Annotated in this window: 9 protein-coding genes and 1 pseudogene; 2 read left to right on the top strand and 8 right to left on the bottom strand. The window is 40.3% G+C overall.

The genetic code is table 11. The features are described from left to right. A pseudogene (locus tag AVZ68_RS18965) lies at nucleotides 1-587 on the top strand (transposase); the annotation flags it as partial. Between the two features lie 186 nt (nucleotides 588-773). On the opposite strand, the gene AVZ68_RS18970 reads toward AVZ68_RS18965, so the two are convergent. The 6 genes from AVZ68_RS18970 to AVZ68_RS18990 all read right to left on the bottom strand — a co-directional run bounded on the left by AVZ68_RS18970 (nucleotide 774) and on the right by AVZ68_RS18990 (nucleotide 8440). Next, entirely contained in the window at nucleotides 774-1880 is a 1107-nt protein-coding gene (locus tag AVZ68_RS18970) for a glycosyltransferase (protein ID WP_059106146.1), read from the bottom strand. Nucleotides 1881-2074: 194 nt separating this feature from the next. Then, entirely contained in the window at nucleotides 2075-2242 is a 168-nt protein-coding gene (locus AVZ68_RS20540; RefSeq protein ID WP_180316738.1) for a hypothetical protein, read from the bottom strand. Nucleotides 2243-2718: 476 nt separating this feature from the next. After that, on the bottom strand, nucleotides 2719-4068 hold the full coding sequence (locus tag AVZ68_RS18975) for a phenylacetate--CoA ligase family protein (protein ID WP_059106147.1): 1350 nt from the start codon (nucleotides 4066-4068) through the stop codon (nucleotides 2719-2721). Then, entirely contained in the window at nucleotides 4049-5299 is a 1251-nt protein-coding gene (locus AVZ68_RS18980) for a lipopolysaccharide biosynthesis protein (RefSeq protein WP_281176649.1), read from the bottom strand. The genes AVZ68_RS18975 and AVZ68_RS18980 overlap by 20 nt, the downstream gene beginning before the upstream one ends. Nucleotides 5300-5366: 67 nt before the next feature. Next, nucleotides 5367-7181, bottom strand: a complete 1815-nt coding sequence (locus tag AVZ68_RS18985; protein WP_059106149.1) for a polysaccharide biosynthesis protein — start codon at nucleotides 7179-7181, stop codon at nucleotides 5367-5369. Between the two features lie 494 nt (nucleotides 7182-7675). Beyond that, nucleotides 7676-8440: a CpsB/CapC family capsule biosynthesis tyrosine phosphatase gene (locus AVZ68_RS18990; RefSeq protein ID WP_059106150.1), complete on the bottom strand. Its 765-nt coding sequence runs from the start codon at nucleotides 8438-8440 to the stop codon at nucleotides 7676-7678. A 324-nt stretch (nucleotides 8441-8764) separates the two neighbouring features. Between AVZ68_RS18990 and AVZ68_RS18995 the strand changes: the two genes are divergently transcribed. Beyond that, nucleotides 8765-8908, top strand: a complete 144-nt coding sequence (locus tag AVZ68_RS18995) for a hypothetical protein (RefSeq protein WP_157404741.1) — start codon at nucleotides 8765-8767, stop codon at nucleotides 8906-8908. 579 nt (nucleotides 8909-9487) lie between these two features. On the opposite strand, the gene AVZ68_RS20410 is transcribed toward AVZ68_RS18995, so the two are convergent. Beyond that, nucleotides 9488-9646, bottom strand: a complete 159-nt coding sequence (locus tag AVZ68_RS20410; RefSeq protein ID WP_157404743.1) for a hypothetical protein — start codon at nucleotides 9644-9646, stop codon at nucleotides 9488-9490. 825 nt (nucleotides 9647-10471) lie between these two features. Further along, the gene (locus tag AVZ68_RS19000) at nucleotides 10472-10654 is read right to left on the bottom strand and encodes an antitoxin VbhA family protein (protein ID WP_059106152.1); all 183 of its coding nucleotides are present in this window, start codon (nucleotides 10652-10654) and stop codon (nucleotides 10472-10474) included. Nucleotides 10655-10900: the final 246 nt, after the last annotated feature.

A 10900-nucleotide genomic window follows, 5' to 3' on the forward strand; every position in this document is an offset into this window, starting at 1 on the left:
TGGAAAGGCGGCAATTCCGCTGTTAAAGGGAATCGATGAACGTCTCTCTTTCGTCTTTGCGCTATCAAACGATGGATGCGGGCTATGATTTTGAACCGATTTATGAGCAAGTGCATCGTATGGGACGACAATCCGTGGTTGCCTATAATAAGCGGAATGAACCGGAACCGATAGGGTTTGATAAGCACTTTGCGCCGACCTGTTTTCGTGAGCATTCGTATCGGTATGACAGTTACGATGCGACCTATGAGACCTTAAAATACACCCGACCCAAGGAATGTAAAGACTGTCCTTTAGCTAATGAGGGGATTTGTCAAAAGGTTTATAAGGTGAAAATCACGACCGATCTCCGAAGGTACACAGCCCCTGCCCGTGGCTCAAAAGCTTGGAAAACCATTTGTAAACGTCGTACGGCCGTTGAACGTGTGAACGCCTATTTAAAAGAATACTTCCAACTTAATAATGTTCGTCACCGTACCGGGAAACGCGCCAAAGTGCACGTTGATATCGTTATGCTTATTTATAATGCATCAAAATTAGCTGCAGACCGTATCAACGTACAGTTAAACCAAGAACAAGCTGCATAAAAGACTTTAAAAACCCTCATTTTAAGAATTCTGCGGGTGTCTGCACTTTTAAAGAGAGCAATTATGAAATTGACTCACCTACTAAAGGGAGGTGGATTAAAACATAAATATTCACCATTTAAAGTCGCCTTCTAAAGAAATGGAGCAACATTGATAAAAAATGAAAATATTTTATACTACCTTTTTCTAAGAGTCCGCAACCGTTCCGAACAATTTTTCGTAGGACTTGACTATATTACTTGCTTTAAATTTATAAGCGTGCTCATAAAGTTCACTTTCTTTATCCTTTAACAATTTTTTATCAAGTACAATTGCTTTTAACAGTTTAACTAACTCTTCCTTACTATTATTACTGATTAACCAGCCAACTTTATCACTAATAATTTCGCTTGGCCCATGGGGACAGTCTGTTGAAATTACCGGGGTCCCTGAAGCCATTGCCTCTACCAGCACATGCCCAAAACCTTCCCAAAGTGATGTTAAAACAAATAAATCGCTATCTGCTAAGTACTTGTACGGATTTTCTTGAAACCCAAGTAGTACTATATTTTTTTCAAGTCCGGCTACACAAATTTTACTCCTAAGATGTGACTCTAATTCTCCTTCTCCCAAAATATAAAGCGCAAATTGAGGTTTATATTTACTTAGTTCACTCAAGCTGTCTATTAACAGATCAAAATTCTTTTGTTCGGTTAGCCTCCCACAAGCAGTGATTACTAGTTTTTCACTGTTATTGTTTTTTTCTTTTATAAAAGATCCCTCTTTTTTTAAACTTGTTATCAAGTCAACATCTACTGGATTATATACTGTCACTATTTTATTCTCTGAAATCTTATAACTGTCCTTTATGTCTCTAGCAACACCTTTTGACAAGGCTACAATACTATCAGCTCTCCTGTATACCATCTTTGTAAATAGTAAGTTTTTTTTGTCAGAGTTCAGAGTCCCCCTATGATTAGACTCTCTAAGGACAAGCTTAGCCTTAGAACGGCTCATAGTATGTGCTGCTGTTACTGCAAAATTAACTTGTGGTAATGTAGAGAACAATATATCTGGGTTTTCTTTTTTTAACAATCTATAAATGGGTAAAATTGCTTCCCTAGCTCTTTTCTTAAGATTGATAATTTCTATATCTTCTTTCAACAAACCTGCATATGCCTGTTCTTCCGTATAGTCAAGGAGTACAAGTTTACAGTCAAACTCTTTTTTATTAATATAATTTAAGATATTGACAACTGTTCTTTGAGCGCCCCCTCCATTCAAGTTAGACAGAAAAAAATATATTTTTTTCACTTTGTTCACCCCCAAAAAATCAGACCTTTCCAGCTAGCAACGGCTTTAGTTAGCTTGGCGGTAACCAATATACATAGCCACGGCCCAGGCTTAGCCCCACAAGCGATTCTTTGATCTGCTCACTCACCGGGTATCCTTTAGCCTTGGATGTCATAGAGTATCCCGGCACGGGAGCCCCTCACTCACCTGCTTGGTTACTGCTTTGCCTTTTTCTTAATAATAATATGTCGCAGAGTTAATCCAACAATTTTCAAGCTCTTGGTCACAGTATACCCTTTGGAGATCAACAGCACGCTAATTCGAGTTTCTCGATGAATGAGTGGCTTCGTTTTTACAAGATCACCGGGAATCGCAATTTCCAAGTCTTTCTTCCCAAGCAATTGATTGAGCTGTCCGTTTCCATGGCTAGCTGCTTGGTTTCCAGAACTTCGACATGATCAAAACGTTTGGGCAGTTGATTATCCGGAAATGCATCGCACCACCGTTAGACCAAATTTGGATTTAATTTATACTGACGGGCCACCATGTTTTTATTTCCGGTTTTTTCTGCTTCCTTTACAAATTGTTGTTTAAGCGGTGGAAGAATGTTTTAGATAAAGATGGACATCTAAAATCTTAGCTGCAGACGCAAAATAGTTTTCATCGAGTTGAGACAAGCAGGGAACCATTGGATATTAATACTGACGATTGACGAACCCAAGACGAACTCAAGTCACTTGTCGCAATCGGTATACCCACTGACCAACCTCAGTTGTGAGAACAGTTCCCCATTGAGTCCCTTCGATATTCAATTTCAATGATCATTAATTTTTACCTATATTTAATAGTAAATGATGGTTTAGGTTACTTTTGAAATAGTATATCTGTATTTACCTGAATTAGTAAAGCTAATTTCATCCACAAAAGAAACTTCTATTTTGCAATCCCTACCCATCACCTCTTTAAATTTGTCTGTTATCCCCTTAATGTCTGCTTGTATATCTCCTGTTATGTTATCACTGATTATAAAAAGATTAATTAAGTTATATTCTTCCTGCACAACTTGAAATTTATTTATCCATTTAAAATCGTAAAGAATCTTAGTGAAATATCCACCACGAATTCTATTGCCGTTATTAGCTATAAAGATATCAGAGCTTCGTCCAGTTATCTCTTCTAGCACTGGATAATTGCACCCACATTTACATTTCCCGTCTGACCAAACCCCTAAGTCACCAATTTTATATCTTATTAACGGCATCGCATAATTTGTCAAGGAAGTAACTAGAATTTCCCCTATTTCACCCGGTTTGACCGGTTCCCCTTTATTATTTATTATCTCGACATAATGTGTAGGAGATGAAACGTGCAAACCTTTATGTTGTTTACATTCGCAAGCAATATCGCCAACTTCTCTTGATCCGTATCTATTAAATATCTCAGTCTGAAATACTTCCTCTATTTTCATTCTCATTTCGGGGTGTAACGTACCAGCAGTAGTCATGATAGACCTTGGAGAATGAACTTTAAGTTTATTTTTCTCAATAAACTTTGCTAACTCGAACACACTTTCCACATATGCCAGTATTTGTACAGGTTTAAATTTATTTATCTTATTCACATAATCTTTCATATCATCTGGACTCATTTGAAAAGCATTCAACCAAACTTCATTCTTTAAATACCTAGAAATTCGAGTCTTTATAGTCTCTTTACCATGGAGAAGGTCTTTTTCAGAACCCCATAGCCTTACTTGCTTCTCATTAAATAACCTGAAAGACCAAGTGTCATCTAAAATTTTTACCGCTTCTCTCCATTCTGCATATTCCTCGTCCTGAATAAAACTCACTGGCTCACCTGTTGATCCACCGGATGTGTTCACGAAAAACTTTCTTTTATTTATATCTTCTGACACAAGATTGTCATATTGGGTTTTGAGAATTTTTTTTGTTAGTACAGGAATCTCCGTAAATCTCTTTAATTCAATTTCGTCTGTATGATTAACTAAGCCAGCCTCTTTAAATAAGTCTCTATAATAAGGAACGTTTGAATAACTATGATTAAGTAACGTTTTTAGCCTGGTCTCAACCAATTCTTGTACTTCATTAAAATTACCTCTCTGAAAGCTCTCCAACTTTTTATATCTTTTGAGAGTGTCCCCTTTTTTACTTACAAAATGTTCTACAACCTTACGTTTTATTATGTTCATTAACTTTCTCCTTTTTACTAACTAAAAAAATAGTACCAAATACCAATAGTATGTTAAATAGGGCGCCGATTAAACTGTACACAGCCACACCGGTTAGTGCGCTAAAAGTTAAAGAACAAAGAAATAACGTAATTACCCTTACAATAAACAACAAAATTTCGTATACTAGTAACTTCTTTTGCATGCCTAATATTTGGATTGTAGCTACTGATGGCCTATTTATTAAACCTGCAAACAACCATATAATAAGCCAACTGGAATATTGTCCAGCTTCGTACCAAGATTCACCGAGAAATATAGAAAACAGGATTGGAGAGAAAAGAAATATTAGTATGGCCGGAATAATTCCTATCAAGAATAAATATGTTGTTGCTTTTATCAAGTGTTTATTTAGGCTACAACCACTATTATAAATCTCAGAGGCTCTTTGATAATAAACTTGTTTAAATGACTCTGAGACTAAATTCATGGGCATTTTAATAACCCTCAATGCCATTGAATAAAATCCAACAATTGAAGGACCAAAAAAAGCTGCTAGTAGAAAAGGGGCGGCATTTTGGGAAAATGCATTGATCAGTGATTGTGAACAATTATATAACGGAAACCCTTTATGTACTTTTACCGCCTTTTTTATCTCCTGATTATTATAAGATGCTGTAATTAGTTTCCTATCCTCTTTCCAAACTTGCCACCATAATGTAACACTCGCTAAAAATTGACCTAAAAACTGTCCCCCAATAAGACCCCCAGTTCCTGCACCAATAACCCCACCTGAGGTCTGAGTAGAAACTACGCCTAGAGACTGGACTACTCTTGATCGGGAAAGTCTCCAAAACTGTTTATTCCTTGTACACCAGTAATTAAATGAATTGTAAACACCTATACAAAAAGCATTAAAAGGAACCAACCATAACCAACTCTCTAACTCTGGCGAACCTAATATCAGAGCCACTTTTTTGCCTAAAATCGCATTAACAAGAATTAGAATAACCGTTAAAAAAACGGTTATTATTAATGATAGCCAAAGTAAATTAGCTGCTTCTTTATCATTCTTTGGGAGAACGATAGCCATCTCATACCGTAAAGTCATTAAAACTGTAAGGATGGAGATGATTGAAATATATAAACCTAACACTCCAAATTGTTCTGGGGTAAAGAGTCTCGTTAATATTGGTGCGGAAGCAACCGTTAATATCTGAGCAATAGCTGTACCCGACATTAACACACTCACATTTCTTAAAAATGAATTATTCTTTAACTTGTACCACAAGGTCGTTTCCTACCTTTTCATCACAGCTTTATTTAGCATGGCTTAAAACCCTAATCTTCTTAAATTCAAAATTTGAAATGTCTAATACTCTTTCTTTGAGATTCTCTATTGTTTTAAATTCATCTATTAAATCCTCTGTTACATTAATATTAACGGCGGGTGTCTTCCCCCTATAAATCATAGGATAAACCTGCTCACTATGAACCTCACCCTGTCCGAGAAGTTCTTCAAACATCTTCTCCCCAGGTCTCATCCCTGTATATTCAATTGGAATCTCCTCTTCACTATATCCAGACAACCGGATCAAGTTCTTCGCCAAATCAACAATCTTCACAGGCTCACCCATGTCGAGCACAAAGACCTCTCCACCTTCAGCTAACGCGCCCGCTTGAAGTACGAGCCTTGAAGCTTCTGGGATCGTCATAAAATAACGCACCATTTCAGGATGAGTAACCGTCACAGGCCCTCCGTTTTTAATTTGCTGCTTAAATAGCGGAATGACACTGCCTCTGCTCCCTAGCACATTCCCGAACCTAACGGCCACAAACCTCGTAGGACTAATCATATCCATATGCTGAACAACCATCTCAGCAATTCGCTTTGTAGCACCCATCACACTTGTTGGGTTGACCGCCTTGTCACTGGAAATCATCACGAAGGTGTTCACATTGGCGTAATCCGCTGCTTCAGCCACATTACGAGTACCAATCACATTATTTTTAACTGCCTCTTCCGGGTTGCGTTCCATGAGAGGCACATGTTTATGGGCAGCTGCATGAAACACCACATGCGGCTGACGCTTGTCCATAATGGAAACCATTTTATCTTTGTCTTGGATATCAGCAATCTCCGTATCTACGTTCAGATCTGGAAGATTTCTTCTAAGCTCCATTTCAATGGAATATATACTGTTCTCCCCGTGACCAAGTAGGACCAGCTCTCTTGGAGAGAATCTAGCAATCTGTCGACAAATCTCGGAACCGATTGATCCGCCAGCCCCGGTAACAAGCACCGTCTTGTCGGTGATAAAGTCAGCGATTCCGTCAATATCTAACTCTACAGGGTCACGTCCAAGCAAGTCCTCGACCTCAACGTCTTTAAACTGACTTACTTGAAGAGAGCCTAACATCAAGTCTTCCATTCTAGGCAGCGTTTGCGTTCTTGCGTTTGTCTCCGTACATAAGCTGAAAATCCGGTTTAAGTCACTTCTATGTAAGGAAGGGATTGCAATGATAATATGTTCAATTTTATAGTCCTCGACGATATGTTTTACGTCTTTGGTTCCTGCTATGACCGGCAAGTCCATAATCTCTAATCCGTGTTTTGTGAAATTGTCGTCTAAGTATCCTACGGGCACCAATTCCGTCTCAAGATCCTGCTTTAATTGGCGTGCGACCATCACTCCCGCCGAACCGGCCCCAATGATTAACGTGCGTTTCCCATTCTTCTTAGCTGTTAAATGGGTGTCACGGTACAGACGCCAAGACATTCTGGAACCACCAATTAAAATGACATGCATCATCCAGGTCATAATCAGAGTGCGAACATAAAATTCCTGAAAGGCTACTAATTGCGTAAGCCCAGCGGCAGCCACGGAAATGGTGACAGCATACAATATCGCTTTGAGTTCAGTAACGCTCGCGTATTCCCAAGCCCGTTTATAAAGCTTGAACCGGTAGGCACAAATATGATGAACGGTTAACAAAACGATCGAACTAGTCACAATCACACTTGTAACGGGTGATCCACCTGGCGATAAAATAAAATTACTTATGTAAATCGAGAATAAGACAATTGCTGAATCAATGGCGATTAACGCCATCAACCGTTGTTTCAAATTCATGTGCCAGCCCCCTCTTTTGATTAACACCACTCTTAACAAAAAAACAAAACAAGTTATCACATTTGAAAGCGCTAACTTGTTTCAATTTCTTATTATCTCTTGCTGTATAAGGGGTCTCCCCCGAGGCATCCAACCTCCCCTCACACCATGCTGCTGGCGACCTGCGCCTAAGGTCTTTCGAACACCCTTAGCATAGCCGAGTCCCTCCTCGTGATAGTGGTACAGGAGGTATGACCAAAAGTACAAAAAAACTCCCCTTACCTCCCCTTGCAGGTAGAGTGTAAGGGTTGTGAATGTTTGTCGTCGTTTCCCTGTAGATCATACGTTTCTTGATTGTAGTAACTTGTCCAACTGTGCGTTTAGTGGTTTAAATGTAACACACATTATCTCAATAATCGAGGTTTTTCTACGTTTTTTTTTGGATGGATTTGTAGATTTCGCTTCCGTTTCCTAGTGTCCACCCCTCGATGGCAACGGTTGCGTGTTTCCTCGTCTTACAACTCGAAGTGGCTTTTTTTAATCGGGATCGGTCTTTCTACATACAAAGGCTCGCCGGCTATCACTTGACTGAGCGTAAATTTAAATGTTTCCACGGTTTCCTGTGTGAAGTGCTGCTGTATGAAGTGGTAGGCATTGATCAGGTCGTATTCTTTCATACGTCCGGCGTAGATGGCGTTAGTGGCGACCATATGCACGAGGTTATGGTCAATGAGCTGCTCGGCGAATTGGCGGACGGGGCTTCCGTTTTTGCCGGTTAGGCTTGAAGCGTTGAGATAGGCAAGCGCGCCTTGCTTGATCAACTTGTACAGGATATCGGGCTGTCGAGTGAACTCTGGGTGTCGTTCTGGGTAGGCAAGGACGGGGGTGTACCCGTTTAGTTGAAGGTCGGATACATGGGCAGAGGCATGTTCATGGACGTGTGCTCTGTCCAAGTGAACCAAAACATAATGGCTGTGTTGTACGGTCAGAGCCTTCTTTTCTTCAAGGGCTGGAAGTGCTTGTTCGTTAAGGGGAAGGCTGTGGCTGGCAAGGATTTGGACGGGGGTGCCTTGCTCGTCCAAATGGCTTTGAAAGTTCGCCACGTTTTGCTTCACTTGCGCTGCGTGTGTTTCTTCGTTCGTCGCTTGAAAGCGCGGGGCGAAGAGAACGGTGCGGATGCCGACGTTGCTAGCTTTTTTCATATGATTAAGGCTACTTGCGATTGAAAGGGTGTCGTCGTTTGGCGTCAGGGGCAACAGTTCTGAATAGATATCAATCATTGGCAGGAGCTCCTTTCCATTCGGGCTGTTGATAAACATCGTTCAAACATATTCTAGATGGATCTTTGATTATCCTGTGTGTGGGGTATAATTTCCTATGAAAAAAGGGAAAGTGGGAGGAAGTGTTTGCGTGATTTTTCCAGGGGGTCTGGGCTGCGATTTCATAGATAGAATCAAGGCGGCCACTTTGGAGCGGTACCGCCCGCGGAAGTTGAAGCTTATACGAGAGCTGGTGAATGCACTTAAGCCTCCGTTGCCCCTCTGGTGTACCAAGACGGGTATGTGCGTCTCTGTACGCAGCTTGAGGTGAATGTGGTCGAGCTGGTGCGTTGGAGTAGTAAAGAGCTTGCGCACAGCGGCGATTTTGAAGAGGCGCTGCTGCAGCCGGTGCAGGCGATTCGTTTTGTCGAGGAAGAATCGCTTGTGAAGCAGAGGGATTGCGAGGGGGGCGGCATCTTAGAATGGTAAAATACTGTTCCACATGAATAGTCACAGAAAGGTTTCTCTTCGTATCTTTAAGTAAACGGCTGTATACTCTCTTTAACAGAACCCTCCGCTTATGACTGTGTCTTGCTGCTCGTTATGTCTATGGGTTTGCAATGACGCACTGCTAAGATAGAGCCGCCTGGCTACTCGGAGAAGCAAAACCGAGGCACAAGAATAAAGAGCGGCTCGTAGCGTGTGATTTCTTCAACCCTAGACGAGGCAAGGGTTTTGCGTGATTTTCACACGAACGAAAGGGTCGGTTTTCCTTTCATAAACCTGCCTAACGGGTCGGTTTTCCTTCTACAAATAAAAACATATATTGGAAAAAACGGTATCAGGAAAACTTGTTGGGGATTTTAGACCGCGGACATTTTTGAATATACCCGTTTATGGAGAAAACATCTGCTAGGCCGCATTGGTTAAGGAATTTGAGCTATAGCCCTCCATTTGAAAAAAAGTACTATAAGCTTCAGGCAAATTATTTTAAGACAGGCAAAAACACCCCAGCCCTGCAAAATGGTAGCGGGGGAAGAATTTGCTCAAATTCATTATATCTTTTGTTTATACTTGTGACTTTTCTTTCTCAAAAATCTTAACGACTTTATCCAAGTTATGCAGACGTTGTTGAAAGTTTCTGTTCAAACGCTCTCGACTGTACTTTTCAGGGGTTCGACCAATAATTTTAGCACCAGCATTAGGTTTCATTTTTTGATCATTCATGCTTTCATCCCCTTTATAAGTGTTAGTGCTGTATTATAACATTTTTTTCTCTTAGTGGAATGAAATCTGGCGTGCTGCCTCTTTTCTGTATCATTTTTCAGGATAAAACTCGTTTACCTGCTGATATCGCAAATTTACACGCCTCTCCGCTTTTTCTCCTGCTTCCTTCTTTCCGTTACCTGCTTCTAACTGAGTCTACCTGCAACCCCTTTCCTACATAATGAGAACTCGTCTTCACCTGAGCGGTAGTGCCCCGATATCATTGTGAGACAAACAAGGAGAACTTCGCGATAGGAGAGCAGGATAACGGAAAAGTACTCCGCCTCTGGAACAAGATCTTGAAAAAGCAACTGCAAATTACTGAAGAGGCATCTAATCAGATCAAGTAAAAGTCGGTTGCCTTACTTTTATTTAGTTTCTAACAAAACGAGTGATTTACAGCACTTACTTTCATGAAACCCTTTACCTAAGAGCCATCCTCTTTTTAAAAAAACCGAACTAAGCTCATAGAAGAGAGACGAGTCGAACGTCGAGAGAAAAAACACAATAATTTTAGCGGCCATTTCGTTCTGTCTCTCTGCCCTAGGCAGCACCTATACTGAAATGTTTTTTTCACAAGAGGTTTGTTGCCCTATATACCCTATCCATCGGGATTGGCGCGGGAGCAGTCTATGCAGGGAAGTATTCATTTAATTATTTATACTCTTTCATCATTTGCGTGTCTGGTTCTTCATTAATTATAACTTTATCTGTACTGGCATAGGTGTATTTTGAATTGCTATTATATTTCTCCCTCATAACACCAAATCCCCTTTTAATAAAAGATCAGTTATCTTTTATACCGGCTAACGTCTTGCCCTTTTCAATAAACTCTTGGTAACTAATTTCACCATTTAAATTAGCTTTAATTAACGCTTCTTGTGCTTTCGTAATAGTCAAGCCTTCAATAGCAAAAGAAGCTTTTGCTTGTTTGATTGCTTTCTCTAATGCTTTGCCCTCAATTTCCATTACGTTGCTCCCTTTTACGACCTAATTCTTATATGCCACATTTCCATACAATACCCTTGTTTTTATTTTTGCTAAGCCGCCCTTTTTAGAATAGGCATGAGGCATCGATCCGTTCGCTCTTATCCGCAATTCTTCGCTACCATCATTTCCACATTAATGTTTATCGGTTTCCGAAAGAAGACTCCCTCTTCAAGCGTGTGTAGGGCGGAGCCCAGCGATAAGGGGGAGATGAATGTCGGTTAGGCG

Source organism: Shouchella shacheensis, assembly GCF_001484965.1.
Lineage (GTDB): Bacteria > Bacillota > Bacilli > Bacillales > Bacillaceae_D > Shouchella > Shouchella shacheensis.

Bases quoted from the DNA above. Each gene is read 5' to 3' on its own strand.
- AVZ68_RS18975 (WP_059106147.1), bottom strand. From the start codon at position 4,068: ATGAACATAATAAAACGTAAGGTTGTAGAACATTTTGTAAGTAAAAAA.
- AVZ68_RS18990 (WP_059106150.1), bottom strand. From the start codon at position 8,440: ATGATTGATATCTATTCAGAACTGTTGCCCCTGACGCCAAACGACGAC.
- AVZ68_RS19000 (WP_059106152.1), bottom strand. From the start codon at position 10,654: ATGGAAATTGAGGGCAAAGCATTAGAGAAAGCAATCAAACAAGCAAAA.
- AVZ68_RS20410 (WP_157404743.1), bottom strand. From the start codon at position 9,646: ATGAATGATCAAAAAATGAAACCTAATGCTGGTGCTAAAATTATTGGT.
- AVZ68_RS18985 (WP_059106149.1), bottom strand. From the start codon at position 7,181: ATGAATTTGAAACAACGGTTGATGGCGTTAATCGCCATTGATTCAGCA.